Genomic DNA, 26858 nt, shown 5'->3' on the forward strand with positions numbered 1-26858 from the left:
TTTATCCGAACGAGTTTGATTCTTTATGGAGAATCAAACTCGTTTAGTTATGTCTCAACCTTATTCTCTGTCTGTAGGAGCGGACAGCTGATCTTTATACTCATCTACATAGAGCATGCCGTTTGTTGACACAACTGCATACAGCACTTGGTTCAACTGAAGCTGGCGATTTGAAAGCTCAAGGTTGATCCATTGTTCGGTATATTGAGATGTTAAATTTTTATGAATAATTTCTCCGTCCATGATGAGTTCTACCGGTAAATTCATTTCTTTAAACGGCTTAGACAAAACGTCCTGTTTGGCAATGTTTTGATAAGCCGCTTTTTTTAATACTGACAGTTTTCCGCTTACTTCTAAAACAGCAAATTCTACTTCAGCAATGTTGAACGTTCCTAGTTCTCGTAAATGCTGATTCAAGTCGTCAATAGAATATTTGACTTTTTTCATATTTGCTTCAAGAAGCTTTCCTTTTTCCATAATAACCGTCGGGCGGCCTGTAATCCATTTTCGTAAGCGCCTGCTTTTTAGAGCTGTTGATGCTAAAAGAAAATGAATGGCCACAAGAAAAGCAAAAGAAGCGAACATCGGCAGAAATTTTAATTTTAAATCAAATCCCATATTTGCGATGAACGATCCAATAATGATGGACATTGCAAATGTAAAATGATTATTATGCGTGTTAATTTGTTTTCCAATCAGGAAAGTTGTAATGCTTAAGATAATAAAAGAAACAAAGGTTCTAAGAAGGGACAAAAGAATGTCTTCCATCGCTTGTGATGTCACCTGCTTTCTCATAAATAGAAAGAGTATCTATCTCTATAGCGTTATCCATTTAAAGGATCGTTATACCAGAAGAAACATCAAGAAGAAGTGCGGATAATTCGTTCACATTCGGCTGCTTAAAAGGGGGTAGAAAGGCTGTAGGTAAGGGATAGAAGCAAACAAAAAGAATGTGCAAATTCCTTTGAAATTTTTTGGAGGATTTGTTACAATAAAGGTGCTTATTTTTGTTCGGTAAGGATAGTTCGAAGTGTTCGTCTTGACTTATTGTAAGAGCAGGAATAGAGTAATACACAATGTGTGGATTGTCACACAAGGAGGAAAAGAGATATGTTACAAGGTAAAGTAAAATGGTTCAACGCTGAAAAAGGTTTCGGTTTCATCGAAGTAGAAGGACAAGACGATGTATTCGTACACTTCTCTGCTATCCAAGGCGAAGGTTTCAAAACTTTAGAAGAAGGTCAAGAAGTTACATTTGAAATCGTTGAAGGCAACCGTGGACCACAAGCTGCTAACGTTCAAAAGTAATTTTTTTTATAAAGTTTAAGCCGATCAGCAGAACGTTTCTCTGGTCGTTCGTTAAACTAAACTGGGAGAAGGCCCCTTTTATAAAAGGGGTCTTTTCTTGTTCGCTTTTTACACCTTGTTGACGATTTCTTTGATTTTGCAGAAGTATTCAAATATGAAAAAAACTAGTCACACAGTATAAAAAAAGCGTATAATGAAATGATGAAAATAGGAATTGTAGAGCAGAAAGGATTTTAAAACGTATGAGCAACCAACTTCAAGAAACAATGGTCGATTCGCGTCGTACATTCGCCATTATTTCTCACCCGGATGCCGGGAAAACAACGTTAACAGAAAAAATGCTGTTACTGGGTGGAATGATTCGTTCAGCCGGAACGGTTAAAGGAAAAAAATCAGGCAAGTTTGCTACATCTGACTGGATGGAAATCGAAAAACAACGTGGAATTTCGGTTACATCAAGTGTTATGCAGTTTGAGTATAAAGATCACTTTATTAACATCTTGGATACACCAGGACACGAAGACTTCAGTGAGGATACGTATCGTACCTTAACGGCTGTAGACAGTGCGGTCATGGTTATTGACGGAACAAAAGGGATTGAAGCACAAACGCTTAAACTTTTTAAAGTTTGTCGTATGCGCGGTATTCCCATCCTAACATTTATCAATAAATTAGACCGTGAAGGAAAAGAGCCGCTTGAGCTGCTTGAAGAAATTGAAGATGTACTCGGTATTGAATCATACCCTGTAACGTGGCCAATTGGCATGGGGAAACGATTCCAAGGAACGTATGACCGTTTTTCAAAACAAATTGAAGTATACCAAGGAAACAAAGAGTCATATTTTGCAGACTTTGACGGTGAAAATATCGACGATGAAATTAAAAAGCACGTCGATGAAATGTATTTACCAGGCTTAGTGGATGATTTATCTCTATTAGACGAAGCAGGTAATGATTTTTCAATTGAAAAAGTAAAGCAAGGTCTATTAACACCTGTTTTCTTCGGAAGTGCGATTGCAAACTTTGGTGTACAGTCTTTCTTTAATTCATTTTTACAATTAACATCACCGCCGCAGCCTCGTGAATCAACGAATGGCACCGTTCAGCCTACGGATGAAAACTTCTCAGGTTTCATCTTTAAAATTCAAGCGAACATGAACCCAGCTCACCGCGACCGCATTGCGTTCGTACGCGTATGTTCAGGGAAATTCGAGCGTGGAATGAACGTGACGTTAGCAAGAACAAACCGTAAAATGAAGCTAGCGCAGTCTCATCAGTTCCTGGCGTCAAGCCGTGAAACAGTAGACACAGCGTATCCTGGAGATATCATTGGTTTATATGATTCAGGCACGTATCAAATCGGGGACACAATTGTAGGAGAAGGAAAAGTATTCGAATTTGATGCTCTTCCAAAGTTCCCGCCTGAACTGTTTGTAAAAGTTCGTGCGAAAAACGCAATGAAATCCAAGCACTTTGAAAAAGGGATTAATCAGCTTGTACAAGAAGGAGCCGTACAGCTCTATCGTACGCCGTTCTTTGGAGATTATATTTTAGGAGCAGTTGGTGAACTTCAGTTCCAAGTGTTTGAACACCGCATGAAAGGTGAATACAATGTCGATCTTGAATTCACACGCATGTCTCACAACATTGCAAAATGGGTAGACAAAGCAACAATCGAAGATCGCATGCTAGATTCTCGCGTGATGCTAGTAGAAGACCGTGATAAGCATTCCGTTCTTATGTTTGAAAACGACTTTGTATGGCGTTTGTTCCAGGACAAATACCCATCTGTTAAATTCCTAGATCCGTTTAATCTATAAAAGAGTATAAAAAAAGGAAAACGATACATACTACTTTCATAAGTAGACAGTCGATTTTCCTCCTTTGCTTAAGAGTCAGTATTTACTGGCTCTTTTTTTAATGAGCCACTGATTTTAAATTTAAAAGAATGACTCCTGCAATGATTAATACGATGCCAAATACCATCGTAAGACTGCCGCTTTCTTTCCAAATGACTACGCCAATTACAGCTGTCACAGCAGTTCCTACACCAGACCAAATGGCGTATGCAACGCTGAGTGGAATGTGCTGAAGTGATGTGGAAAGCGCATAGAAAGCAAGACCAAATCCTAATAAAACACCAAGACTAGGCCAAAATTTTGTAAATCCGTTTGATGCTTTTAACATAGATGTACCAAATAATTCTGAACTAATTGCAATTGCTAAAAATAAATAGGCTTTCATCGAAAACCCTCCTCTGTTAATTTCCGAAGTTGTTGTTGAATCTGTTTTTGCATGTCTGGATCCACGGGTGCGAGCCCAAACATTTGGCTGAACCATAATCCATCGGCTGCTAAGCGCACGATGGTAGCAAGGACAGGGTCAATGCCGTCTTGTTCAATATGCTGCTGCCACTTTTCATAGTGTGTTTGAAGGTGCTGCAGAAGTTCAGGATTCGTTGCAATACCTGCAAGCAACCCTGCGCTCATCGCTTGTTCACGCTGAAGGTCATGAAGCGTCTCAGCGAGATAAGCCCGGCTCCATTTGCCAGGAGCATCATCATGTTCAATTTGCACGTGTAGCCCGTCATCATATTGCTTTGTGACTGAGTACAGCATTTGCTGAATCAATTCATCTTTTGATGAGAAGTGGTACAACAAGCCGCCTTTACTAACACCGGCTTCTTTTGCTACTTTTTCGAGCGTTAAATTTCCAACGCCGTCACGCTGTACAACCTGAGTGGCCGCAAGCAATATATCATCATATGTAGACACATGAATTTCCTCCTTTTTGATTTTCCCTAGAATACTTTACCGTCTGGACGGTTTGTTTGGCAATACTTTTATTTCGAATTTCAAAAAAAATTTTTGTGCACACTAAAATATAAAGTATAAAAACAAAAATGAACGCGTAAACAAAGGGTTAATCCCTTTACTACTTTTACTATATGAAGAAAAAGGAAAATTAAAGCCTGGGTATATGAAAGATAAAAGAAAGGTGTGAAGAAACAGATGAGGGATGTGTATCAAAGTTTTCAAGAATTATCTCAGTGTGAACGAGCGGGAATTGATTACGAAATAGAGTGTGTCATTCGCCGGAGAGAAATTGTCGTGCTTGCGATTCACGGAGGAACGATGGAAATTGGGACAGAAGAAGTAGCGGAAAAAATAGCAGAAAAGCTGAACGCAACGGTGTACGTATTTAAAACGCTGAAAACAGAAAATCCGTTTGAATTGCACGTTACGTCTGCAAACTACGATGAAGAAATGGCCCGTCATCTTGTGAAAAAATCAGAGGTCACCATTTCTCTTCACGGTGCCTATAGCGATGTCTGCACAACTTATATTGGAGGAAGAGACGAAAAGTTAGAAAAAGCGGTGCGTCATGCACTCTCAGGTTTTCCGATCAGTGAAACGCCCGTACATTTAAAAGGCGTTTCACCTCGAAATATCGCCAACGACAATCAGCGGCATAAAGGACTGCAGCTTGAAATCACCACTCCGCAGTATGAACAATTATTACAGGATGAGCAACTGTTCAACGAGTATGTGAATGCGATAGTATCGGCTGTGAACTCAGTGATGTAAAGATAAATTCAACAGCTTCCTGTATATTGGCTGCAATAAGAGTTGGTTGTACATCAGCCCATTTTCCTCGTTCATGTAACGTGTCATGCCCGGCTCCTGTTAACACTAAAATGCAGTGAGCGCCTGCTGCACTGGCCGCTACTAGGTCTTTCCACCGGTCGCCAATCACGATGCAGTTAGCCAAATTTAAGCTGTGCTCCTCCGCTGCTTTTAACAGCATGCCGGGGTTTGGTTTGCGGCACGAACAGGCGTCTGAATCTTCATGAGGACAAAGGTAAACATCATCAAATCCAAAAGCTAAAAGTTCAGAGATAAACTGTGATTTATTTACCTTTCCTTTTGCAACATCGGGCTGATTCGTAAAGGAAAACAGCGGAATGTTTTGTTTTTTTATGTCTTTAATCGCTTGCTTTGCTTGGGGGAACAGCTGAAAATCACCTGGATATTGAATGTCATTACTGCCTCCAATCGTTCCGTCTCGGTCTAAAAATATTGCTTCAATCATGTTATTCACCTCGTTTTCTATCATAATATAAAACAGGATGAATTTGGTAAAAATTTTGTTTTTTGAAAAAAATCAAAGAAATATGACTGTCTTTTTACTTCTCATCATATGGATAAGTTAAATAGAAGTGGTGAGGAGGGGGAAGACAAGTGAACGAAGAATCGTTTTATTCACCATTTATAAGCGAAGAAGGAAAGAAAAAAACAATTGGAGAAATTGAGTTTTCAGATGTGCAGCGCATGATGGAAAAACATTTAGAAGAAGGCTATCAGCTTGAGTTCAAGCGCGAAGTAAGCTCAACGGTCAAACGGAAAATCCCAAATATCATCGCTTCGTTTGCCAATGAAAAAGGAGGGTGGCTTATTTTTGGCGTAGATGAAGACGACCATTCCATTAACCTGCTCGAGCGCAAGGAATATGAGCTGTTTATTAATAATATGCTGAAAGATGTCACCAACCCCATTCCTCGTATCGTTACGCGCTTTTTATCACCTGAAGATCACCCCGGGCAAGGTGTTTTTGTTATTTGGATTCCCGAAGGTCCGAACCCTCCGTACATGTCTTACGGGAAAATTTACAGAAGAATTGGAAGCGGCACATCTCCGGTTACGGAAATCGATGATCGCTATCATTTAGATCGTCTTTATCAAAAATCGGAGGATCAAACGCAGCGAATAGAGGAATTTTGCACAAAAGAACTGTCTATCTATAACAGAAAGTGGCCGATGCACGGGAAAAGCTATATTCATTACGGGATGTGTAATATGTACGTGCTGCCACTATATGATTTGCATTTAATCGAACAAATGGAAGAAGAACGGTTAAAGCAATATATTTTAAGCAAGTCTAGCGAACCAAAACACTATCGTTTGGACGATGAGAGTACGGTGATGCTGCATACACCGTTTGTCAAAGCTTCTTATTCAGCGGAATCCATCATTTTTCGAAGCACAGATGTAATTGATGCATATGATAAAACAATTGCGTGGGAGCAGTTTTATAACGGATCAGCTAAGTTTCACATTCCTATTCCGTATATGGAAGAACCAAAACAAATTCATGACGTGCTGAAATCAAGCATTTCAAGCTACATTGATGAGACGATTTTTGAGCAGTTTCAATATATAAACGGCCCCTTTTTTCTTACATCTTTAATCAGCTGCATCGGCGGATACATCGATTGTATGATGGAACTAAAAACTGAGCTCGAAGACATGATTATTGTAATTGATTTAGAGAACGTTCGAAATGATGTGCTTTACTTTCCGCATCAGCAGTTTCAAACATTTCTAGAAGAAGAAGGGCTCGTCTTTTCAGATAAAAAGCAGTATCGGTTTAATCAATCATTTAAAACAACAAAACTAGGGGGAAACGTCGAGCTTCTTGCCTACGTTGATTATATCGTAACGGCGTTTGGCCTTTCAAAAAACCAGTCCATGGACTTTCTTAAACATTCGTTAAACCGAGTATAAAATATACAATTTTTTGACAATAGCTAAAAAAATGACAAAAATGAAAAAAAGTATGATAATATCTTTCGTAAGTAATGAGCAAGTAAAGAAGAGAAAGGGGACTCTTTTTTACAGCTGCCGTTGCTAGGTAGGGTTAAACACAAGGGGAGAAAAAGTAATGAAAAAAGCGACATCCATACTTCTAATTGTCCTAGCACTTGCTGGTCTAGGAGGAGTATGCGCTGCTTATTATCATTTGGAGCAGCAAAAGCAAACGGAAGAAATGACGTATGAACAGAACTACATAACCGTAAGAAATGCATGAAAAAACCAGCCAATCGGCTGGTTTTTTTGGTTTCAAGTCATAGTAAGTAAAATAAAGATTTTGCTTGTTCAGTTTTTTTAAATAACTCCAATGATGTATAGAGGCAAAATAGAAAGCCAACGCTTGAAAAAATAAAAAACAAGCGGAGAAAAGGGCGTTTTTTTTGAATGCGAAAGTACGTAAAAACAACGAGTGAACATACAAGCAGTACGCTCATAGCAGCAAATCGAATCGCGAGCTCTGCTAAATCATCAACCGTGCTTTGAAACAGTTTTAGCGTTTCATCGTTCAAATCAGTCTCAGGAATGTTCGTTTTGTCTTGCTGATTTAACACCCCTACATCCCATTTTTCTCGACTATAATCATGAGAAACCGTGTAGTAAAACGGACCAAGCTTTTTTTCATCTGCACCGTCATCAGCAAGTGCTGAAGCTGGATGCATGAATGCTAGAACAAAAAATAAAAAGCTCCACTTTCTCATTACCAAAGCCTCTTTCTAACTCAGACTATCTCCCATTATAAACCAAAAATTTTTATGTTTCCATCATCCCTCTTTCCTATTTCCATTTCTATATATAAAGTGAAAGGGGGAATAAAAGATGGCAGAAAAAATTCAGCATTCAAGCCAGCTTCGCTTAGTATTAGAACAAGGAATAAAAGAGGATGGAAAACCCGATTTAAAGACAAAATCCTATATGAACATTCAGCCCGGAAGTTCTGCAGATGCGCTCATTACAGCAAGCGAAACCATCGCCAGCCTGCAGTCGCTGCCGCTTGTTGAAATCAACGAAGTTGTCACGTTTTCACTTTTAAAATAAGAAAAGAGGTAGAGTATGAAAACTTTAACGATGCAGTTTTTGAATGAGTCACAAAAAGCAGTAAGCCTATCGATTGAATCACCAAAAGATACGTTAGACGCAGCAGCCATCACAGCAGCAATGAACGCGCTGATCGCAAGCGATGTCTTTACTTCAAGCGGCGGAGCGCTCGTTGCCAGAAAAGGCGCCCAAATTGTCGAGCGAAATGTAACCGAATTTACGATTTAAAAATGAAAGTCCTTCCACTTCGGTGCGAAGGGCTTTTTTAAAAGGAGAGAGGAAGATGGCAGAGTGGTTTACGCTTGTTTCAGACGTTGGGTTTCCTATTGTGGTGACGCTTTATTTACTTCACCGAATCGAAGCCAAGCTCGATACAGTTGTGCTGTCCATTCAGCATTTAACTGATGAAGTAAAAAAGTGATTATGACAATTGTAAGGCGGTTGTCATGGAAAAGTTGACGGATTTGACACCTCACACTACAATTAGTAGTGTGAGGTGTCGAATATGAAAATTGAAAAATTCAAATTTAACGAAACCGGCCTTAATCGCTTTTTTGGCCCGCTTGAAGCAAAAATTATGACGGCTTTATGGAACGGAAGTGAAATGTCCATTAAAGACGTGCAGCACGTGCTTGAGAAAGAAAAAACAGTTAACTTCAACACCGTTATGACCGTTATGAATCGATTGGTGGAAAAAGGCGTGTTGCAAAAGCGTCTAAAAGGACGTACATCAATGTATCAGCCAATTCTTTCTAAAGAGGAATTTATCGATGCTCAGTCGAAAGAGTTAACGCACGAATTAATCGATGAATTTGGCTCGCTTGCTGTTACTCATATGCTTGATGCGCTAGAAGAAGTGGATGATTCACTGCTAAGCATGCTCGAATCAAAAGTCAAACAGTTAAAAAAGGATGAATAATCAATGAATCAAGGAATACTAAAGCGTTCTAAGCTTATTTTTAACCTGTGCTTTTTTATTGCCGTGACGTTGCTTATGCAGATGGGCATGTATGTGCTGCATTTGCTGTTTGGATGGAATTTATCGTTCAACTTAATTTTACTTTGTAATAAAGTAGCCCACTTTTTCGGCTTGTTTTTTATTGAATACATGCTGAATGCGGTTGTTTTTCATACGATGTTCGTGCTGTTCATTAAAGCTGTAAAGCAAGTGATTCAAATGCGGAAAGTCCGTAAAATGATTACGAAGCTGCGAGATGAAACAACAACGACTAACCTGCAAAAAGCGTATGGAAAAGGTTTAACAGTTTTAACAACAGATCAGCCCATTGCATTAACAATGGGGTTGTTTACACCGCATATCGTCCTGTCTACAGGATTGCTGTCTGTGCTTGATGAAAATGAACTAGAAGCCGTTATTTACCATGAGCAGTCGCACGTTGCAAACAAAGATCCGCTCAAAACATTTTTACTAAGCACGCTTGCTTCTGCACTATGGTATATTCCGTTTATTAAATGGAGCCATAAACGCTTCAAGGTCATGCGTGAAGTGCTGGCTGATCAAGATGCCATTGTGAAAAATGGCACGCCTGCTCACATCGGCAGCGCGCTTTTAAAAATGGTAAAAACGGGACAGGGTAGTCTTTCGTGTGCGCACGTATCATTTGCTGATACGTCGGTTAATTATCGCATTCAATATATTTTAAATCCGGAAACCAAAATGCCGATGCAGCCTCCTGTTGTTTTAACGCTGACGTCGCTATACGTGTTTTTTATTTTGTGTGCGCTGATTTTTACAGCTCTAACAGCTTTGTAAGTTTGTAAGAGAGAAAGAAAAGAAGGAGATGAGATTGTGTCAAAAGCAAAGAAAAAGAAAAAAGTAACGCCCAATCAGCAAACATCCTCAAGCAAGTGGATTTTTTGGGTGATTGGAATTATTGCGGTCTGTATTTTAGGGTTAATCGTCCTTTCGAATATGTCAAAGGGCGGAGGAGATGAAAAGGCCTCTCTTACATATGATAATCAGCCGTATCTTGGAAAAGAGTCAGCTCCGGTAGAAGTGGTAGAGTTTGGAGATTACAAATGCCCGGCTTGCAAAAACTTCACGGAATCCTTTTTCCCGCTGATTCAAAAAGATTATGTGGATACAGGTAAAGTGAAATTCTATTTTATGAACTATGCATTTATCAACAACGACTCCTCTCGTGCAGCAGAATTCGCCGAAACGGTATACAAAGAGCTTGGAAACGATACATTTTGGAAATTCCATGAACTTCTTTATAAAAAGCAAAACGCAGCGGACGAAAAGAAAGATGTCTTAACGGAATCTTACTTAGAAGATACGCTGAAAGAAGTGTCAAGCGATGCCGATGCGAAAAAAGTAGCGAGTGCATTTAAAGACGGAAAAGGAAAAAATGCGTTTAATCAAGATATGAAGACAGCCAATGACTTAGGCATCACAGGTACACCAACCATTTATGTAGGCGGCAAAAAATTCGAAGGAAAAACAATCGATGACTTTGATCAAATGGTCAAAGATGCGGCTAAGGAGAACAAATAATGAACAAGTCTTTAGTTTTCGGGTGGATTACAGCGCTTATCGCGATGCTTGGAAGCTTGACGTTTAGTGAAGTTCTTCACTTTATCCCGTGCGAACTTTGCTGGTATCAGCGAATTTTAATGTATCCGCTCGCGATTGTGCTAGGTGTAGCCGTGTACCGGAATGATACGTTCATCTACAAATACGTCCTGCCGTTTTCGGTGATTGGTATGGCGCTTTCAGGCTATCATTATTGCCTGCAGAAGATACCGGCTCTTAAAGCATTTGAAACGTGTACAAGCGGTGTTCCTTGCTCAGGTCAATATATTAACTGGCTTGGATTTATCACCATTCCTTTTTTAGCGTTTATTGCGTTTACCATTATTACGATTATGATGCTTGTTCTTCGCAAGCAGATGAAAAAAGCTTAACCTCCGGGTTAAGCTTTTTTTATCTGAAAACAAAAAAAGTCCCGCTTACAAGAAGCGGGTGCAAATAGGGTACATCTATGAAAAATGATGAAATTGTTTTGACAAGAACAGTATATAAAAGAAAAGTGAAAAAACGGTGAAAAGAGAAAAGCTTTTTTAAAAAATATGCTTTTCTTATAAAAAAAGCCCCGCTCACAAAAAGCGGGGAATAAATAGGGGTCATTTATGAAAAATGATGAAATTGCTTTGACAAACTTAGTATACAAAAGAAAAGTGAAAAAACGGTGAAAAGATGGAAGCTTTTAGAAAAAATAAAAAAAGACCTGTTTTGGGGAAACAGGTCACTAGAAAGGGAGTAAAACTATGAAAAAATATGCTAATTGGCTTCGCAAGTACTATCCTATACCTTTATGGTGAAAAAATGATGAAAAAAGAAACTGGATATAAAAAAAGACCTGCTCTGGGGAAGCAGGTCTTCAAAAGGAGTAAAACTATGAAAAAAATATGCTAATTGGCTTCGCAAGTACTATCCTATATCTTTATGGTGAAAAAATGGTGAAAAGAGAAGCGGGATATAAAAAAGACCTGCTTTGGGGAAACAGGTCTTTAGAAAGGGAGTAAAACTATGAAAAAATATGCTAATTGGCTTCGCAAATACTATCCTATACCTTTATGGTGAAAAGATAGTGAAAACGAGATTAGGATATAGCTCCTATTTTTCCATATTATAGATTCATTTCTCTTTAATAGGGTATACGTTCATTAGAATCGATATAAACTTAAAGAACTGGCAGGGAGGGATATATATGGAAAAGAAGCACGAAGCAACTGCAAATCAGCGCGTGGTTCACCGCGCTCGAAATAGCTGGTCAGGCTTTTTGTTTGGCGTAGGGTTAGTTGCTTTTATTGATGAAGCAGTGTTTCATCAGCTGCTTCATTGGCATCATTTTTATGATAAGTCCACAACAGCCGCTGGTTTAGTGTCGGACGGTTTGTTTCACGCATTCAGCTGGTTCGCTACAATTGCATCACTTTTTATGGTGGCAGATCTCAGGCGCCGGGGCGGCTGGTGGGTGAAAAGGTGGATAGGAGGAGTATTGCTTGGAGCCGGAGCGTTTCAGTTTTATGACGGGACCGTGCAGCATAAGCTTATGGGACTTCATCAAATCCGGTACGGAGTGAAGATTGCACCTTACGACATTACGTGGAATGTACTTGCATGTTTGATGCTGCTTATCGGCATCATTTTAACATGGTTTACACGTAAACAAGGTGCACATCATGATTAAATATGAAGTATTGTCTCAGGTTGTATTAGCCCTGCCTTTTGCCGCTGCCTTTTTTTTATACATGTGGGCTGTAACGTCTTCAAATGTAACGTATAGAAAATGGTCATTATATAGGACGTCCAGCTGGACACTTGGTATTTTATGCGCCATATCTTCTGTAGCAGGACCGCTCGCAGCCCGTGCTCATATGGACTTTACTGCGCATATGACGGGGCATTTGCTTTTAGGTATGCTAGCTCCGCTTTTAATGGCGTTAGGAGCACCTCTTACGCTGCTGCTTCGCACGCTTCCGGTTCATGCAGCCAGAAAGGTGTCAAAATTTTTAAAAGGGCGGTTTGTTCGGTTCATCAGCAGTCCGGTGACAGCTTCTGTTCTTAACGTAGGAGGACTTTGGCTTCTTTATACAACAAGTCTGTATGGCATGATGCATCACTCTTTTTTCGTGCATGTCGCTGTACATATTCACGTATTTTTAGCCGGCTATTTGTTCACCGTATCGATGATTTCAATTGATCCTTCGCCGCATCAAAAAGCTTTTACGCACCGAGCGTTCGTATTGGTTCTTGCTCTTGCCGCCCACGGTATTTTATCAAAATATGTGTACGCTCACCCGCCTATGCACGTCTCGGCAGAAGAGGCGCAGCAAGGGGCTATGCTGATGTATTACGGAGGCGATTTAATCGACTTATGTTTAATTGTACTTCTTTGTTATGAATGGTTTAAGCGGGTTCAAAAAGTCTCTTTTACATAAAAACGCGCAGAAAGCATCATGCTTTCTGCGCGTTTTTTTAGTGAATGTTTCGTTTTTTAAAGCGTCCGCCGCGGACTTCGGTAATATCTGCAACGGCTAAAAAGGCAGTAGGGTCAAAATCTTCAACAATGGTTTTTAGCTTTGATTCTTCAAGGCGCGTAATGATGCAGAAAATCACCTTTTTATCATCGCCCGTATAAGCACCTTCACCGTGCAAATAGGTAACGCCTCGACCTAGACGCGCATTAATCGCATCGCCGATGTCATCAGAATGATCACTAATAATCCAAGCTGATTTTGATTCTTCCAATCCTTCTACAACTGTATCAATGGCTTTAGCCGCAATGATGTATGCAAGGATGGAATACATGGCGCGGTCCCACGTGAACACAAATCCCGCTGCTCCTAAAATGAAGAAGTTGAAAAACATTACAATTTCTCCCACAGAAAACGGAATTTTTTTACTGATTAAAATGGCAAGTATCTCCGTACCGTCAAGCGCTCCGCCGTAGCGAATGACGAGTCCAATTCCAATTCCGAGAATAATCCCTCCAAAAACGGTAGCAAGAAGAACGTCTGCGGTAAACGCGGGGACATCATGAAACATAGAAGTTAAGATGGATACAACCAGTATGCCAAAAATAGTGGAAAGGGCAAATGTTTTTCCCATTTGCTTGTACCCGATAAATACAAACGGAAGATTTAGTACAAAAAGAAAGATTCCTAGATTTACGCCGGTAATATGCGAAAGCATGATGGAAATACCGGTAATTCCTCCGTCAACAACGTGGTTTGGAACAAGGAAGATTTCAAGTCCTGTGGCCATGAGCAGGGCACCAATCGCAATAGCGATGGCCCTTCCAAATACCTGTCCCTTGGACAGCTTTCGGTGCTGAATTTTCGCTTTTTCGATTTCTGTCATTTGCATGTCTCCTTTGATGTCTCCTATGTATTTCTCACTTTAGAAAAGTGAAACTATCTTTAATTATACCTTACTGTGCACAATTAGTGGGGATAGACGGCTTAATTACTTGTTTCACTCTATAAAAAAAGCCTGCTTTAGAGTCATAAGCAGGCTTTTTAAAGAGTAAAACGATGAAAAAAAGTTGGCTTCACAATTTTCACTATATAGGGATTTGATGAAAAAATGATGAAAATGCCGGCATGTGCGGTAAGAAAATCGGGGATACTAGTTAAAAAAGGCCAAAAGGAGATGACGAAATGAGCGTGTGGATGATGTATAATCACTTGATGCACTCGCAAATCTTTTTAAGCAGCGTATTAATTAGCGGTATTCTTCTTGTTAGCGGAGGATTTGTGTACGGCAGAATAATGAGTAAAAAGTGAACCTAATATTGCCGCGGATAGGTTGTTAATGGAAGATGCTCAATAGTAGCTTGGTTAATGTTATACTTGCTCCATAAGCTTAGCGTGGAGGTGTCAGCATGAGCAAGCATCATGATCTAACAACATCATACGGAGAATCGCTAGTGACGTGTGAACATCAGTTTGAAGCTAGCTATTACTATCATCAAGTGCGCGAACAGTGCATGAATCATATTCATGAAATAAGCAAAGCGGTAGCTGAATTCACCGTTGATTTTACAGATGAAAGTTTGAAAATATTAGAGCTTCTTTACTATGATCTAGAAGACAGCAATTGTTTTGACTATTTTTCGATGACAAAAGAAGAATTCGAAGAGTGTATGGGCGTATACTTTGGTGAGGTGGTTACGTCTACGATTGATGAAGCGCGCTGGGTTGTGAAAGAATATCCGCTTATGGAAAACAAGTATGTAACCGGAATTGAAAAAGGGAATCTTTCACTCATGTTTCCCCATGGCTTTTTTAACCATAAAGAGCGGCATCCAGAGTGCGTTTTTACTCTTTATCATTTATATAAACAGCTACAAAAATAGGAAAAAGGTGAACGTAAGTTCACCTTTTTTAATGTCCAAGCTTTATGGGAATATAAATATCCATTTCATATGTATCACTATATAAATTGCTGTGTATAGCTGTATTTACAATTTCAAGAGCAGGACCTTCAATCATGCTGTAAGAAGAGTTCGGCAGCCATTCATTCCAGATGCTGTTATACGTCGACCCAAGCGATGTAATGGGACCTCTGTGTTTAAACTGCAGGTATGTAAACGAAGGAAACGTATGAACGCTCATACCGCTTGGAATACAAGCCGTATCAGCCACTTCTGTACCTGCAATATAAAAATAATTTTCTCTTTTCGGAGCCATGCAAATGCCTGTAACCATATAAGGTTCTTTTGAAGAGCTAATCATTTCTTTTTCTTTAAGTATTTGCTTCAAAAGATTCTCTTTTTGATACTCTCCGTTTTTTGCTATGCCTATCACTGAAAATCCTTCTTTATATACAACTTTACCTTGCATAATCCACCTCGAATTTTTCAAGCTCTAGCTTTTATTCTATCAATCATAAATTACTTTACCGTGATTGTAACATAATCTTAAGTAGATATCGATGCAGAAAATGGAACATTACAGTAGCCAGCTTTTGTGAATTAAGAAATAGTTTTAGCAAGCTGGTTGACGGAGGTCTTTGAACTCTTAGTCATGCAAATCAAAAGGTAAGTATATACTTTATTACCGTATATTTCATATAACTAAGAGGAGGGAAAGTAATGGGAGACGTAATTCAAAGCCAGCTGAATATATTTTCATCGCAGTCTCAAAGCGTGCAGTCGTTGACTTACGGTTCTGAAACGAGCATTTTAACAGTAAATGCTGAGACGAAAAAAAACAATCAGAAGATGAAAATAGATGGGTTTGCTACAATTGAAGCAAACATTCCTCTTGGATTAACTAGCTATCAATACGGGGTAACACTTAGAGTATATAGAAATTCTCAGCTTTTGTTTTCACAGAATTTACAGCAAGGAGCTGCAGCCGTTCTAACACTATCATTTACTCAGCAAAATGCTCTTTCTTTTACATGGGTAGATACAGTAGCATCAATTGGTACATACACGTACTCAGTCAGAATGGAATTTTTTGTCCGGTCTTCAACTGGGGTGACCGTTCAAACGACTACCCGTGCAATTGCGATTACTACATAAAAACAGCGCCAGAATTCTGGCGCTGTTTTTTTACTGATGCAACACTTTATTTATATAACGTTTACGAAGAGTAAATCCGGGAAACTCCTTAATATAAGTCAAAATGGTAGCTAAACCAGTAGTCGTCCTGCACATTCTTTGTGTTTGAAGCGACAATATGCTCATGACCTTGTTCGTCTGTGGCAATCCAGTTGTAGTTGATATCCATTTTAATCGGATACATATTGCCTTTTTTAAACAAAATAACGGGGGGAGTTACTTCAACAAAATCGTTTAGTTTTTTAACAACATTTTCTTTACAGCGAATTAGCTCCATGTCTTTTTCTCCTTCGGTGTTATTGCACAATCATATTTTTTGCGTTGTGCACAATATATAATTTAAAATAACAAAAGTAAGTTTAGCACATTTTACAAAAAACAGAGAAATAAAAAGGAGCGATATCGATGAATGAACAAATTTTATTAGCAGAACGTCCAAAGGGAATGCCAACAAAAGATACGTTTAAATACGAAAAAATTGAAATGCCTACAGCGAAAGAAGGCGAGGTACTTGTTCAAACACTTTACCTTTCTGTTGATCCGTATATGAGAGGACGCATGAACGATACAAAATCATATGTTCCTCCATTTGAGCTAAACGCACCGCTTGCAGGCGGCATTGTAGCACGCGTAACGGAATCAAAATCAGATCGCTTTAAAGAAGGCGATATCGTGACAGGTATGCTTCCTTGGAAACGCTATTCAGCCGCAGAAGCAAAAAACTTACAGAAAGTTGATCCAGAGCTAGCGCCAATTACAACGGCTATCGGCGTTCTTGGTATGCCTGGTCTCACAGCTTATTTTGGACTGCTTGAAATCGGTCAGCCAAAAGAAGGCGAAACAGTAGTCGTTTCCGGTGCAGCAGGTGCTGTTGGATCTGTTGTTGGTCAAATCGCTAAAATTAAAGGCGCACGTGTTGTCGGCATCGCAGGTTCTGAAGATAAAATTGCTTATTTAAAAGATGAGCTCGGATTTGATGAAGTGATTAATTATAAAAAAGGAAATGTGAAAGAAGCATTGAAAGAAGCGTGTCCTAATGGCGTTGATGTTTACTTTGAAAACGTCGGCGGAGAGATTTCAGATGCAGTTGTTAGCTTATTAAATAAATTTGCGCGCATTCCACTTTGCGGCCAAATTTCACTGTATAACTTAGAAAAACAAGATGTTGGACCACGTGTTCAAACACCTTTATTAATTAACAGTGCGCTAATGAAAGGGTTTATCGTAGCCGACTATGCTGACAAATTCCCTGAAGGCATTAAGCAGTTAGGCGAATGGGTGCAGCAAGGGAAAATCAAGTACAGCGAAAACGTTGTAGAAGGTTTTGAAAATGTACCTGAAGCGTTCCTTGGTTTATTTGAAGGAGCAAACTTAGGAAAACAGCTTGTAAAAGTAGCAGAATAAGCGTAAAAAAACCGTGCGGGATCATTTCCGCACGGTTTTTTTACATAGTTGAAGCCGTTTGTTGCTTGGCTTCTTCTTCAATATGTTCACCAGTTCGTTCGATTGGCGAGCGTTTGTGATAGCGTCCAAGCAGTCCTGTCATGATAAAAATACCAATTAACGAATAAAGAACTTGAACTACGCCGAATACCACTGTTGCAGAGCCTACAATCAACACATCTGTCAAAAGCATTGTTTTACCTGGATTAATGCCAAATCTCTTATCAAGAAACACGCATAACATGTTGATTCCGCCAAGAGAAGAGCCGTGACGAAACAAAAAGATTAGTCCAATGCCGACGATAATGCCGCCCATAACCGCGGCTACAAGCGGATGCGGAAGTGCAAATGAAAAGTTGGCAGCTAATAAATCGGACATCACTGACATCAGGCTAACGCTGATGAAGCTTTTTATCGTAAACTGCAGTCCAATTTGTGTAAGAGCCATAAAATAAAACGGTAGATTGATGATAAAGAACAATACCCCAAATGAAATACCGGTTAAATGCTGCAGCACAATGCCAAGTCCTGCCGTTCCGCCAATAACGAGGTTAGAAGCGGTTAAAAATTGAATTCCGATGGCAACGCATAAGCAGCCAAAGGTAATCCATCCCCATTGTTTTACGTGATTCATATCTCCATCCCCTTTTGTATATTTATACAACACTTTCGATAGAAAACACCGTCTTTTAATTCACAAAATCTATTTTACTATATATCTTTTCAAAAAAAAGCACTTTTGTGAGAGAATCTAACACAAGATAAAAAGTTAGATAATTCAGATTTATTGAGTTCTTCTGGAGCAAATGAGTGATAAGCCGATATGTTTCTAAAAAAAGATTAAAAAGAAAGAATGAGAAAAACGGATTTTGGAAAATGTATAAACAAATATTTGGATAATGGTCAAAAAAAGGGAAGGAATATCAGTTAAAACGAACTATTTTAATTATTAATTAAAATATTATTCGTATTTTTGTTGATTTTTTGTTTGATTGAGGTAATATATAACATTATTAGCATGAAAATATGTAGAGATGGAAGTGGATGCAAAATGAATAAGAAATTATCAGCGTTGACAGGTGTGGCTGTACTTGCTTTTTCGCTTACAGCATGTGCCCCTCAGCAGGAAAAAGAGGTTTCTGCTGAGAAAAAAGAACCCGTTCAAAATCTAGCTGATCAGCAAATTATGGCGGACGCTTGGTACCAGACATCCGGCGAAATGAAAGCTTTGTATTACCAAGGCTATAATACAGGGAAGCTTCGTTTAGATGAGGCGCTTGCAAAAAGTACCGATAAAAAGCCTGCCATTATTTTGGATTTAGATGAGACCGTGCTTGATAATAGCCCATTTCAAGCTTCAGCCATCAAAACGGGTAAAGGATTCCCTTATAAGTGGGATGAATGGGTGCAAGCAGCAAAAGCGAAAGCAGTGCCAGGTGCTGTCGATTTCTTGACGTATGCAGATCAAAAAGGTGTAGATATTTACTACATTTCAGGCCGTACAACTTCTCAGCTTGAGGCAACAATTAAAAACCTAAAGAATTTACATATTCCTCAAGCAACCAAAGACCATGTGCTGTTGACGGGTCCAAAAGACGAAGGAAAAGAAACGCGCCGTCAAAAAGTAGCGACGAATCATAATGTAGTCCTGCTGTTTGGTGATAACTTATCTGATTTTAGCGGCTTTGATAAAAAGTCGATGAACGATCGAAATAAGCTTGTAGAAGAACAAAAAGAAGCATTTGGTCAAAAGCTAATTGTGTTTCCAAATCCAATGTATGGAGATTGGGAAGGAGCTATTTATAACTACGACTACTCAATTTCGGACAAACAAAAAGATAAGCTTCGCCGCGAACAGCTTCAATATTTTAATTAAAAAATAGGTTGAAACATAACGAAATCGCTCCAATCAAAAGGCGAACAAATTGGATACATGAGCTGAACCGCTTGTTACACCGCTGTTGATTTCCGTACAAGACTTCGCTTTCCGCGGGCGGCCGATGAGCCTCCTCGTCGCTTCTCTCCTGCGGGGTCTCATCTATTCCGCTTTTCCCGCAGGAGTCTTCGTCTTGCCCTCCAATCAACAGCTGGTATCACCTGCATTGAATGAAACCTGTGTTCAGCATCACAATAAAAAATCCGAACGAGGTTGATTCTTCATTAAGAATCAACCTCGTTCGGATTTCTCTTCAACTCACATATTGTTGTCCCAGCTTCTTTTAATCTTTTTACTATACCCTATTTAAACGATAGCTTGTCCAAATGATTCTACTTTTTAAGAAAGAAGCCACGGAGCATAAGGAGCTTGCTTCCACTCGTGTTTTAACATGCCATAAATTACAAGATCGTGGTAGTGATCATATAGATATTCACCTTCTCTGCAAATGCCTTCTTCCGTAAAACCTAGACGCGTAGGGATGGCTTTGCTTTTTTCATTATTAACGCCGCAGCGTATTTCGACTCGATGAAGGTTTAACGTATTAAATGCATAATTCAGGCATCCGTGTACGGCTCTTGTCATAATGCCTTTTCCTTGGAAATCATGTCCAATCCAATAGCCGAGACTTGTACTTTTATTTCCCCAATTAATTCCGTGGAAACCAATCATTCCGGCGATTTCTCCGTAGTACCGAATGATCGCCTGGAACCCTTGGTTATTATAGTATTGAGCTCTCCATTCAGGGATGAGTTCATCATAGTCAGCAATACTTTGCATGCTATCTACCCATGGGAGCCATTCTTTTAGGTAAGGTCTTGACTCGTTAATAAGAGAAAGCAAGGGGAAAGCGTCAGTTGATTCAATTAAATGCAAACTAACTTCGTCATCAATTTTGTATTCAAACATACGAAAGCCTCCTGTGATGATGGGCCTGCTGAGATAAGCGTAGCATGTAGGCAGTTCTAACATCTAGTTTTTCTTTATTCTACCACAAGTAGCAGAGCGGAGAACGAGGAAGTTTGAGCTAAACGTAAATAACGCATAAAGTCGATAGGATTTTAATGATTAAAAAAATTAATAATTGAAAGCACTTTTATCAATATTTTTACAGAAAAGAAGCATATACAGTGATACAATGGAAGAAGAGATAAGGCGTTGTATGTATACATACTTTCTAACAAACATGATATTGGATTGATAAAAGCAGGTGGTAAAAACATGGATGTACAACTATTAATAACGGTATTTGCACTCGGGTTTTTCGGGTCATTTTTAGCAGGTATGCTTGGAATTGGAGGGTCAGTTGTTTTGTACCCGCTGTTGCTATTTGTTCCGCCTCTTGTAGGAGTGGGAATATTCAGCGCGCACGAAGTAGCTGGTATAGGAGCCGTGCAGTCGCTGTTTGCCTCCGTTTCAGGAGCTCTTGCTTATAAAAAGGGCGGCTATTTGAATAAACCGTTAATTTTATATATGGGCGTCAGTGTCTTAGTTGGTAGTCTCATTGGTTCAACGCTATCAAACTCGTTTTCAGAAGGAATGATCAATTTCATTTACGGCGTGATGGCAACAATTGCTGCAGGATTAATGTTTATGCCCAAAAAAAATAATCCAGCGGCCGATTCATTCGAAGTGACGTTTTCAAAACCTTTGGCAGCAGCCCTGGCGTTTTTAGTTGGGATTTGCGGGGGAATTGTCGGAGCAGGAGGCGCATTTTTACTTGTTCCTATTATGATTACCGTGTTAAAAATTCCTGTGCGCGTAACGATTGCAAGCTCATTAGCCGTGACGTTTATTTCGTCTATGGGAACAACATTCGGTAAAGTAATGACGCATCAAGTCCTTTTGCTTCCGGCGCTTATGATTATTGGAGCAAGCTTACTAGCAGCTCCGATTGGCGCTTTTGTCGGGCAAAAGACGAAGGTAGCGTCGCTGCAAGTGATCTTAGCAGTCGTTATTACGGCGACTTCGTTGAAAATATGGTTTGATTTACTAATGAAATCTATTCATTAAAAAAAGCTGCCTCTTTAAGGGCAGCTTTTTTATTTTGTTGTTGATGCAACAAGATGAGCGACTAAAATATAGCGTTCAGGTGCTGAACCAACGTAGTTAAATGGATAACAGGTGCTGACGGTTAAAGTGGCTCTAGGTTTTGGCACAATAACGGTCCGGTCATCCGCATCCACAATTCGTACTTTGTTTACTTTGTATGTGAAGGTGCCTGCTGCTGTACTTACCACAAGCGAATCGCCTTCACCCACGTCGCCAAGCTTACGAAAAACCGTATCGCGATGTCCTGATAGAACAGAATTGTCGTTTTGACCAGGCAGCACGCTTCCCGCAAAATGACCGACGCCTTTTTCTAATTCATCTTCGTTCGTACCGTGATAAATTGGCAGCTTCGCGTTTAATTTAGGAATATATAGTTCTCCCATTAAATCACCGATTTTTGGCTGTTTCGGATAAGACACATTTGACACTTTTGGCTTTTTTTCTGAGCTAGCAGTACGAGAGTGTACCGCTTTTTTGGGTTCAACAGAAGAAGCTTCAGCAGAAGAGTCTGCTGTTGATGAGTCCTTGCTTTTAGAGACTGAAGCTACGGCTGGTTCTTCTGTATCCATTGTTTTAAATGCCAAATAGCCTCTTGCAAATTTATAGGCGTTTGTTGTTGTAAACCAAAGACCAAAGCAGATGACAGCGGCTAAAAGGGAAAGAACAATCAACCGCTTTTTACGATTGATTGTTCTTCTTGTTTTTCTTGGTTCCATTTTATGCGCGTCTCACTTTGCGGAAAAGAACAAAGCCAGCTGCTACAAGCACTAATCCAATTAATGTATTTGTTACATAATTAGAAGCCGTTTCCGGAAGTTTTCCGCCTTTAACGGTTTTTTGTACAGCGCTGTTCGTTTGTTGCTTCTCCGGTTCTTGTTTCTTTTCCACTGCTGGTTTTTGCGCTTGAGCTGGTTTTGCTACAGCTTCAGCAGATTTTTCTACTTCTTTTCCTGTGTCTGTGATGATATCAGAATTAAACATATCGCCTGTGATCACCATGTCTGCTAAAAATTTACCGTCTGTTGTATAAAGAGAAATTTTTAGACTTGCATTTTTTAATTCTTCTAAGTTGATTAAATCAGTAAGAGAAAGCGATCTTTCATTTCCACCTTGTACAAGTGAAAATTTAGCGTCTAAATGGAAGATTGTTAGCATTTCTTTATAAATAGACATTAATTCAGCGATTTGATCAGCAGATAATTCTGTTGCTGTATCAAAATCTTCGAATGCCGCTAAGCGCTCGCCTAATTGATCTAAGCGGTTAAGCGTTGCTTCATTTGAAAGCTCATCTTCTAACGATGTAAAATGTGCTTCAATTCGATTTAACTCTTCTGAAGTTAAGCCTAATTCAGACTGCATAAATGATAGTAAGCCGCTTAAATCTTCTTCACTTAATTCATCATCGTAAGAAGTGTCTTCTTCGTCATATGACTCATCATCTTCATACCAGTCATCGCCTTCTAGATAGAAGCCGACATCATCGTATAAATCATCTAGGTACACATAATCGTCTAAGCTTTGGCCGTTTTCTTTTAATAACGCATTTAAGCTTGTTTTGTCTAAGTCAAAATCTGCATACAAATCTTGCACGTTATGTAAGTCAGCTGCAATCGGTTCACCTAAAAAATCTTCTAAATCTGCGATTGTATCGTAGTTTTCAAGACTATCGTCATACAGTGAAAGTGAATATTCAACGTCGTCTTTGGTTACTTCAAAACCTCGCGTTTGGCTTACCGATTTTAAATATTTGTTGAAGTCTGCGTCAAATGTTGACGCGGCTGCGAATGAAGACGTTGGAAATACGCCAACAAACAGCAGAAATGATAATAAAATTGTCCCCAGTTTTTTCATCAATTTTCTCCTTTTTTTTACGTTTTCTACAAGATTATATAGTAAGAGTTATAAATTTACAATATATACTTATATTATATATACCTTGAATATAGTGGTAATTTAAGGTATTTATAGAACTATATATTTTGAGAATACCATATGGAAGAGAGCGAAAAGACCTAGATAGAAAAAAGGGGAAAATAAAGAAAAAGGTTTATAATTTTTTTGACAAAGCAGAAATATAAAGAAACATCAAAAAAGAACAGCACTTAGAAGCTGTTCTTTTTGAAATGATATGTAAGCATTAGCATAGATAGTTGAAATTCGATACCGTTCCGCTTTAGAAAAAGGTGGCTACGAGTTATGATTTTAGTAAGGATAGTGAAGAAAAGTGAGAGCGCGGTTTTGTCAGCTCTATTTTGATTCCTTTTAGTCTTAAACGTTCTACAAACTGTTTGCGTTTTTTTCGCTTTTCATGCGGGGATTGATTCATATTCGCCTCATCCTCCATATTTAGTCAAGTGGCTAACATATCATTATCATAATCAAAAGATGACGGTTACACAATAAACATTCTCAAATATTCACAAAGATTTAAAATTTGTTACATTGATAGTGTACATGTACCCCATTCTCTTTTTTTATAACATCTCAATGTGCTGTTTTTAAATTGAAGTTTTATGAATTCCGTCGCAGAATAAAAAAACATGATCAAAATGAGCACGCAGACTTTTATATTTTGATTCATGGTGCTTAAAAGCTATACTAGTAGTGCGTATAAAAAAGACGAAAACGAGGTTGGATATCTCATCTATTCATATACAAAAAAGAAAGAGGGATCTTGATGAAAACAGAACAACAGTATTTTGAAGAAGGAAAATCAATTCAAACATATATGAACGACATGAGTACATTAAAAGAGGAAAGTTTAGCTGTTTATGAACAATTTCAGCTTCCTAAAGATGGACTGGCTGACAAATTAAAAGCTCACAAGCTTCACTTCTTAGCGATTACTGAAGATTGGTGCGGAGATGCGATGATGATTAACCCAATCATTCGTAAAGTAGCTGAAGCTGCCGGTATCGATGTGCGTGTTGCACTGCGCGATGCGGACACCGAATTAATTGATCGTCACTTAACAAACGGCGGCCGTGCTATTCCGATTATTTTAATTTTTAATAATGAAGGAAATTTACTAGGTAAATGGGGTCCTCGTGCTCCTGAAGTTCAGCAAATCGTGGATGAGCTTCGCGCCGAACTTCCTTCAAAAGAAGATCCTTCGTTTGAAGAAAAGCAAAAAGAAGTCTTTTCTGCGTTACGAACAAGATATAAAGAAGAACCGGCTCTCTGGTCGTATGTTTATAACAGCTTCAAAGAAACAGTGTTAGCTGTTGTAAAATAATTTAAAAAAGCAGGGTAAAATGAGCGCTTCATTTTACCCTGCTTTTTTTCTGGTTATTGCAGCAAAATCGTTTGTATATCACTTTAATGAAAAGGCTGTTTTTATAAATGTTAGTGTTCAAAACGCGTACTTTTAATTGGTAAAACGCAAAAAATTCTAAAAATAAAAATATTTTTTATTCAAAACGCGTACTTTTTTAACTTGATGATGATATAATAGCAAATAATAAATGAAGAAGGGGGACGCGTGAATGAATGTAAAAGCTTTTGGTTAGTACTTTTAAGCAGCATTTTTAGAGATCAAAATGAATTTTATTTTTTAAATTTAATGAAAGCGCTTAATAACTCACTTCTCAGAATATATAGAAGAAAGGTGTTAGATACATGAATAACTTACATAGAAAAATGGGAACGTTTTCTCTCATGATGGTCGGCCTTGGATCTATTATTGGATCAGGATGGCTGTTTGGGGCATGGAGAGCTGCTCAAATTGCAGGCCCTGCAGCAATTGCTTCTTGGATTATTGGAATGGTTGTTATTTTATTTATAGCTCTTTCTTACAGTGAACTAGGATCGATGTTTCCAGAAGCAGGAGGTATGGTTAAGTATACGCAGTACTCACACGGCTCATTTCTTGGCTTTATTGCGGCTTGGGCAAACTGGATTGCCATTGTATCCGTTATTCCTGTTGAAGCGGTTGCCTCTGTTCAGTACATGAGTTCATGGCCGTGGGAGTGGGCGAAATGGACAGGCAGTTTAGTAGAAAACGGGATTCTTACTGGAAAAGGCTTGGCTATTGCTACAGGGCTATTAATCATTTATTTTCTTTTAAATTATTGGACGGTAGGCTTATTTTCGAAAGCTAACTCACTTATTACCGTTTTTAAAATTGTGATTCCAGGGCTTACAATTGGTGCTCTTTTATTTGCAGGATTTCACAGCGGAAACTTTTCCTCTGCAGGAGGCGTTGCTCCAAATGGATGGGCAAGCGTGTTGACAGCTGTTGCTACGTCTGGGATTGTGTTTGCTTTTAACGGTTTTCAAAGCCCTATTAACATGGCGGGAGAAGCGAAAAATCCGGGACGCTCTATTCCAATTGCCGTGGTAGGATCCATTTTGATTGCAACCGTGATCTATGTATTGCTTCAAATTGCGTTTATTGGAGCGGTAAATCCTTCAGAAATCGTAAAAGGATGGAGTCATCTGAACTTTAATTCGCCGTTTGCCGATTTAGCGATTGCACTAAATATTAACTGGCTTGTTATTGTTTTATATGCCGATGCGTTTGTATCGCCATCAGGAACAGGTATTACGTATACAGCTACCACGTCACGCATGATTTATGGTATGGAAAAAAATAAATACTTGCCGAATATACTAGGACGAGTTCATCCTCTTTACGGCGTTCCTCGTCAAGCCATGTTTTTTAATCTATTTGTCTCATTCATCTTTTTATTTTTATTTAGAGGCTGGGGAATTTTAGCCGAAATTATTTCTGTAGCTACGTTAATTTCATATCTTACTGGTCCTATCACAGCTATGACGTTAAGAAAAACGGGGACCAATCTTTATAGACCTTTACGTATAAAAGGGTTAAATGTAATAGCGCCTCTTGGCTTTATTTTTGCTTCACTTACTCTTTACTGGGCGAGATGGCCGTTAACTGGACAGGTATTATTTATTATTTTAATTGGTTTGCCAATTTATTTTTATTATCAAGCAAAATCAAAATGGAAAGGCTTTGGTCAAAACTTCCGAGCTGGCGTTTGGATGATTGTCTACTTATTATGTATGATGACAATCTCCTGGATAGGAAGTGAAAAATTCGGGGGACTCAATATTATTAAATACGGCTGGGATATGGGACTTATTGCAATTGTTGCACTTTTCTTTTATGCTTGGGCACTTAAAAGCGGGTACAAAACAGAGTATTTAAAAGAAGCAATTCATGTTAATAATGAAATGATAGCAGCGGAAGCACAGACTGCCTCGGCTAAAGAACAAATCATGGAAAAACAAATTAAATAAGTAGTAAAAATAAGGCTGGGACAAAAGTATTTCAGTTAAAGTCAAATGCGAACTATTAATTATTTTTTAATT

General features: G+C 38.9%; 36 protein-coding genes. 22 read left to right on the forward strand and 14 right to left on the reverse strand.

Annotation, left to right across the window (positions count from 1 at the left end):
- Nucleotides 1–60 precede the first annotated feature (60 nt).
- On the reverse strand, nucleotides 61–783 hold the full coding sequence (locus ACRPLY_RS12055; protein WP_223546162.1) for a DUF421 domain-containing protein: 723 nt from the start codon (nucleotides 781–783) through the stop codon (nucleotides 61–63).
- 327 nt (nucleotides 784–1110) lie between these two features.
- Between ACRPLY_RS12055 and cspD the strand changes: the two genes are divergently transcribed.
- Both cspD and ACRPLY_RS12065 read left to right on the forward strand, forming a co-directional pair.
- Entirely contained in the window at nucleotides 1111–1308 is a 198-nt protein-coding gene (gene cspD / locus ACRPLY_RS12060; protein WP_013057877.1) for a cold-shock protein CspD, read from the forward strand.
- Between the two features lie 242 nt (nucleotides 1309–1550).
- Nucleotides 1551–3128 carry a peptide chain release factor 3 gene (locus ACRPLY_RS12065; protein ID WP_014459298.1) on the forward strand — a complete coding sequence of 526 codons (1578 nt, stop codon included), beginning with the start codon at nucleotides 1551–1553 and terminating at the stop codon, nucleotides 3126–3128.
- 97 nt (nucleotides 3129–3225) lie between these two features.
- Here ACRPLY_RS12065 and ACRPLY_RS12070 read toward each other — a convergent pair whose 3' ends face one another.
- Together ACRPLY_RS12070 and ACRPLY_RS12075 are read right to left on the reverse strand one after the other, a co-directional pair.
- Complete coding sequence (locus tag ACRPLY_RS12070; protein ID WP_013057875.1) at nucleotides 3226–3552, reverse strand: DMT family transporter; 327 nt, start codon at nucleotides 3550–3552, stop codon at nucleotides 3226–3228.
- Nucleotides 3549–4082 carry a TetR/AcrR family transcriptional regulator gene (locus tag ACRPLY_RS12075; RefSeq protein ID WP_034328103.1) on the reverse strand — a complete coding sequence of 178 codons (534 nt, stop codon included), beginning with the start codon at nucleotides 4080–4082 and terminating at the stop codon, nucleotides 3549–3551. Before ACRPLY_RS12075 ends, ACRPLY_RS12070 begins: the two co-directional genes overlap by 4 nt.
- A 237-nt stretch (nucleotides 4083–4319) precedes the next feature.
- Here ACRPLY_RS12075 and ACRPLY_RS12080 point away from each other — a divergent pair, with 237 nt between their 5' ends.
- Nucleotides 4320–4895, forward strand: a complete 576-nt coding sequence (locus ACRPLY_RS12080) for a poly-gamma-glutamate hydrolase family protein (RefSeq protein ID WP_028414454.1) — start codon at nucleotides 4320–4322, stop codon at nucleotides 4893–4895.
- Here the strand turns inward: ACRPLY_RS12080 and ACRPLY_RS12085 are convergent.
- Nucleotides 4846–5400: an HAD-IIIA family hydrolase gene (locus tag ACRPLY_RS12085; RefSeq protein WP_274862578.1), complete on the reverse strand. Its 555-nt coding sequence runs from the start codon at nucleotides 5398–5400 to the stop codon at nucleotides 4846–4848. The two genes, ACRPLY_RS12080 and ACRPLY_RS12085, sit on opposite strands and share 50 nt — an antisense overlap.
- Nucleotides 5401–5549: 149 nt before the next feature.
- On the opposite strand from ACRPLY_RS12085, the gene ACRPLY_RS12090 reads away from it, so the two are divergent.
- Together ACRPLY_RS12090 and ACRPLY_RS12095 are read left to right on the forward strand one after the other, a co-directional pair.
- Complete coding sequence (locus tag ACRPLY_RS12090; RefSeq protein ID WP_028414452.1) at nucleotides 5550–6872, forward strand: AlbA family DNA-binding domain-containing protein; 1323 nt, start codon at nucleotides 5550–5552, stop codon at nucleotides 6870–6872.
- Between the two features lie 157 nt (nucleotides 6873–7029).
- Nucleotides 7030–7176, forward strand: a complete 147-nt coding sequence (locus ACRPLY_RS12095) for a hypothetical protein (RefSeq protein WP_165351766.1) — start codon at nucleotides 7030–7032, stop codon at nucleotides 7174–7176.
- Between the two features lie 37 nt (nucleotides 7177–7213).
- On the opposite strand, the gene ACRPLY_RS12100 is transcribed toward ACRPLY_RS12095, so the two are convergent.
- Nucleotides 7214–7657, reverse strand: coding sequence for a hypothetical protein (locus ACRPLY_RS12100; protein WP_274862577.1), 444 nt, complete (start codon nucleotides 7655–7657; stop codon nucleotides 7214–7216).
- A 118-nt stretch (nucleotides 7658–7775) separates the two neighbouring features.
- On the opposite strand from ACRPLY_RS12100, the gene ACRPLY_RS12105 reads away from it, so the two are divergent.
- The 9 genes from ACRPLY_RS12105 (at nucleotide 7776) to ACRPLY_RS12145 (ending at nucleotide 12962) form a co-directional block, all read left to right on the forward strand.
- Nucleotides 7776–7994 carry a DUF1659 domain-containing protein gene (locus ACRPLY_RS12105; RefSeq protein ID WP_013057868.1) on the forward strand — a complete coding sequence of 73 codons (219 nt, stop codon included), beginning with the start codon at nucleotides 7776–7778 and terminating at the stop codon, nucleotides 7992–7994.
- Between the two features lie 15 nt (nucleotides 7995–8009).
- On the forward strand, nucleotides 8010–8222 hold the full coding sequence (locus ACRPLY_RS12110) for a DUF2922 domain-containing protein (protein ID WP_013057867.1): 213 nt from the start codon (nucleotides 8010–8012) through the stop codon (nucleotides 8220–8222).
- Nucleotides 8223–8277: 55 nt separating this feature from the next.
- Nucleotides 8278–8415 carry a YvrJ family protein gene (locus ACRPLY_RS12115; RefSeq protein WP_028414450.1) on the forward strand — a complete coding sequence of 46 codons (138 nt, stop codon included), beginning with the start codon at nucleotides 8278–8280 and terminating at the stop codon, nucleotides 8413–8415.
- Between the two features lie 84 nt (nucleotides 8416–8499).
- Nucleotides 8500–8913 (forward strand): BlaI/MecI/CopY family transcriptional regulator, encoded by a 414-nt coding sequence (locus ACRPLY_RS12120; RefSeq protein ID WP_028414449.1) that lies wholly within the window; start codon nucleotides 8500–8502, stop codon nucleotides 8911–8913.
- A 3-nt stretch (nucleotides 8914–8916) separates the two neighbouring features.
- Nucleotides 8917–9768, forward strand: a complete 852-nt coding sequence (locus ACRPLY_RS12125) for a M56 family metallopeptidase (RefSeq protein ID WP_014459306.1) — start codon at nucleotides 8917–8919, stop codon at nucleotides 9766–9768.
- 36 nt (nucleotides 9769–9804) lie between these two features.
- Entirely contained in the window at nucleotides 9805–10512 is a 708-nt protein-coding gene (locus ACRPLY_RS12130) for a DsbA family protein (RefSeq protein WP_432231860.1), read from the forward strand.
- On the forward strand, nucleotides 10512–10922 hold the full coding sequence (locus ACRPLY_RS12135) for a disulfide oxidoreductase (protein ID WP_028414446.1): 411 nt from the start codon (nucleotides 10512–10514) through the stop codon (nucleotides 10920–10922). Before ACRPLY_RS12130 ends, ACRPLY_RS12135 begins: the two co-directional genes overlap by 1 nt.
- Before the next feature lie 806 nt (nucleotides 10923–11728).
- Nucleotides 11729–12211 (forward strand): DUF2243 domain-containing protein, encoded by a 483-nt coding sequence (locus ACRPLY_RS12140; protein ID WP_154973750.1) that lies wholly within the window; start codon nucleotides 11729–11731, stop codon nucleotides 12209–12211.
- Nucleotides 12204–12962 (forward strand): cytochrome c oxidase assembly protein, encoded by a 759-nt coding sequence (locus tag ACRPLY_RS12145; RefSeq protein ID WP_432231861.1) that lies wholly within the window; start codon nucleotides 12204–12206, stop codon nucleotides 12960–12962. Before ACRPLY_RS12140 ends, ACRPLY_RS12145 begins: the two co-directional genes overlap by 8 nt.
- Nucleotides 12963–12999: 37 nt before the next feature.
- On the opposite strand, the gene ACRPLY_RS12150 is transcribed toward ACRPLY_RS12145, so the two are convergent.
- Nucleotides 13000–13884, reverse strand: coding sequence for a YitT family protein (locus ACRPLY_RS12150; protein ID WP_114895950.1), 885 nt, complete (start codon nucleotides 13882–13884; stop codon nucleotides 13000–13002).
- A 299-nt stretch (nucleotides 13885–14183) separates the two neighbouring features.
- Between ACRPLY_RS12150 and ACRPLY_RS12155 the strand changes: the two genes are divergently transcribed.
- Nucleotides 14184–14309: a hypothetical protein gene (locus tag ACRPLY_RS12155; RefSeq protein WP_016764808.1), complete on the forward strand. Its 126-nt coding sequence runs from the start codon at nucleotides 14184–14186 to the stop codon at nucleotides 14307–14309.
- Between the two features lie 98 nt (nucleotides 14310–14407).
- On the forward strand, nucleotides 14408–14881 hold the full coding sequence (locus ACRPLY_RS12160; RefSeq protein WP_028414443.1) for a hypothetical protein: 474 nt from the start codon (nucleotides 14408–14410) through the stop codon (nucleotides 14879–14881).
- A 28-nt stretch (nucleotides 14882–14909) separates the two neighbouring features.
- On the opposite strand, the gene ACRPLY_RS12165 is transcribed toward ACRPLY_RS12160, so the two are convergent.
- Nucleotides 14910–15368: a GyrI-like domain-containing protein gene (locus ACRPLY_RS12165; RefSeq protein WP_432231862.1), complete on the reverse strand. Its 459-nt coding sequence runs from the start codon at nucleotides 15366–15368 to the stop codon at nucleotides 14910–14912.
- 251 nt (nucleotides 15369–15619) lie between these two features.
- On the opposite strand from ACRPLY_RS12165, the gene ACRPLY_RS12170 reads away from it, so the two are divergent.
- Nucleotides 15620–16054, forward strand: a complete 435-nt coding sequence (locus tag ACRPLY_RS12170; RefSeq protein WP_028414441.1) for a hypothetical protein — start codon at nucleotides 15620–15622, stop codon at nucleotides 16052–16054.
- 88 nt (nucleotides 16055–16142) lie between these two features.
- On the opposite strand, the gene ACRPLY_RS12175 is transcribed toward ACRPLY_RS12170, so the two are convergent.
- Nucleotides 16143–16370, reverse strand: coding sequence for a hypothetical protein (locus ACRPLY_RS12175; protein WP_154973745.1), 228 nt, complete (start codon nucleotides 16368–16370; stop codon nucleotides 16143–16145).
- 128 nt (nucleotides 16371–16498) lie between these two features.
- Here ACRPLY_RS12175 and ACRPLY_RS12180 point away from each other — a divergent pair, with 128 nt between their 5' ends.
- The gene (locus ACRPLY_RS12180) at nucleotides 16499–17497 is read left to right on the forward strand and encodes an NADP-dependent oxidoreductase (RefSeq protein WP_028409240.1); all 999 of its coding nucleotides are present in this window, start codon (nucleotides 16499–16501) and stop codon (nucleotides 17495–17497) included.
- Between the two features lie 40 nt (nucleotides 17498–17537).
- Here the strand turns inward: ACRPLY_RS12180 and ACRPLY_RS12185 are convergent, their stop codons facing one another.
- On the reverse strand, nucleotides 17538–18170 hold the full coding sequence (locus ACRPLY_RS12185) for a YitT family protein (protein ID WP_028414439.1): 633 nt from the start codon (nucleotides 18168–18170) through the stop codon (nucleotides 17538–17540).
- A gap of 417 nt (nucleotides 18171–18587) precedes the next feature.
- On the opposite strand from ACRPLY_RS12185, the gene ACRPLY_RS12190 reads away from it, so the two are divergent.
- Entirely contained in the window at nucleotides 18588–19412 is an 825-nt protein-coding gene (locus ACRPLY_RS12190; RefSeq protein ID WP_028414438.1) for a 5'-nucleotidase, lipoprotein e(P4) family, read from the forward strand.
- Here the strand turns inward: ACRPLY_RS12190 and ACRPLY_RS12195 are convergent.
- Complete coding sequence (locus ACRPLY_RS12195; RefSeq protein WP_165573214.1) at nucleotides 19405–19620, reverse strand: hypothetical protein; 216 nt, start codon at nucleotides 19618–19620, stop codon at nucleotides 19405–19407. The two genes, ACRPLY_RS12190 and ACRPLY_RS12195, sit on opposite strands and share 8 nt — an antisense overlap.
- Nucleotides 19621–19811: 191 nt before the next feature.
- Nucleotides 19812–20381, reverse strand: a complete 570-nt coding sequence (locus ACRPLY_RS12200) for a GNAT family N-acetyltransferase (RefSeq protein WP_013083913.1) — start codon at nucleotides 20379–20381, stop codon at nucleotides 19812–19814.
- Nucleotides 20382–20693: 312 nt separating this feature from the next.
- Here ACRPLY_RS12200 and ACRPLY_RS12205 point away from each other — a divergent pair, with 312 nt between their 5' ends.
- Entirely contained in the window at nucleotides 20694–21485 is a 792-nt protein-coding gene (locus tag ACRPLY_RS12205; protein ID WP_033580552.1) for a sulfite exporter TauE/SafE family protein, read from the forward strand.
- Nucleotides 21486–21514: 29 nt separating this feature from the next.
- On the opposite strand, the gene ACRPLY_RS12210 is transcribed toward ACRPLY_RS12205, so the two are convergent.
- The 3 genes from ACRPLY_RS12210 to ACRPLY_RS12220 form a co-directional block, all read right to left on the reverse strand.
- Nucleotides 21515–22240, reverse strand: coding sequence for a class D sortase (locus ACRPLY_RS12210; RefSeq protein ID WP_432231863.1), 726 nt, complete (start codon nucleotides 22238–22240; stop codon nucleotides 21515–21517).
- A gap of 1 nt (nucleotide 22241) precedes the next feature.
- A complete protein-coding gene (locus ACRPLY_RS12215; protein WP_432231864.1) occupies nucleotides 22242–23375 on the reverse strand; it encodes a processed acidic surface protein in 1134 nt (377 codons plus the stop codon).
- 343 nt (nucleotides 23376–23718) lie between these two features.
- Nucleotides 23719–23850: a hypothetical protein gene (locus ACRPLY_RS12220; protein ID WP_013057845.1), complete on the reverse strand. Its 132-nt coding sequence runs from the start codon at nucleotides 23848–23850 to the stop codon at nucleotides 23719–23721.
- 351 nt (nucleotides 23851–24201) lie between these two features.
- Here ACRPLY_RS12220 and ACRPLY_RS12225 point away from each other — a divergent pair, with 351 nt between their 5' ends.
- Complete coding sequence (locus ACRPLY_RS12225; protein WP_028414434.1) at nucleotides 24202–24759, forward strand: thioredoxin family protein; 558 nt, start codon at nucleotides 24202–24204, stop codon at nucleotides 24757–24759.
- 383 nt (nucleotides 24760–25142) lie between these two features.
- Entirely contained in the window at nucleotides 25143–26786 is a 1644-nt protein-coding gene (locus ACRPLY_RS12230) for an APC family permease (RefSeq protein WP_274862569.1), read from the forward strand.
- The last annotated feature ends 72 nt before the right edge of the window (nucleotides 26787–26858 follow it).

The organism is Priestia sp. TGN 0903, assembly GCF_050846855.1.
Classification (GTDB): domain Bacteria; phylum Bacillota; class Bacilli; order Bacillales; family Bacillaceae_H; genus Priestia; species Priestia zanthoxyli.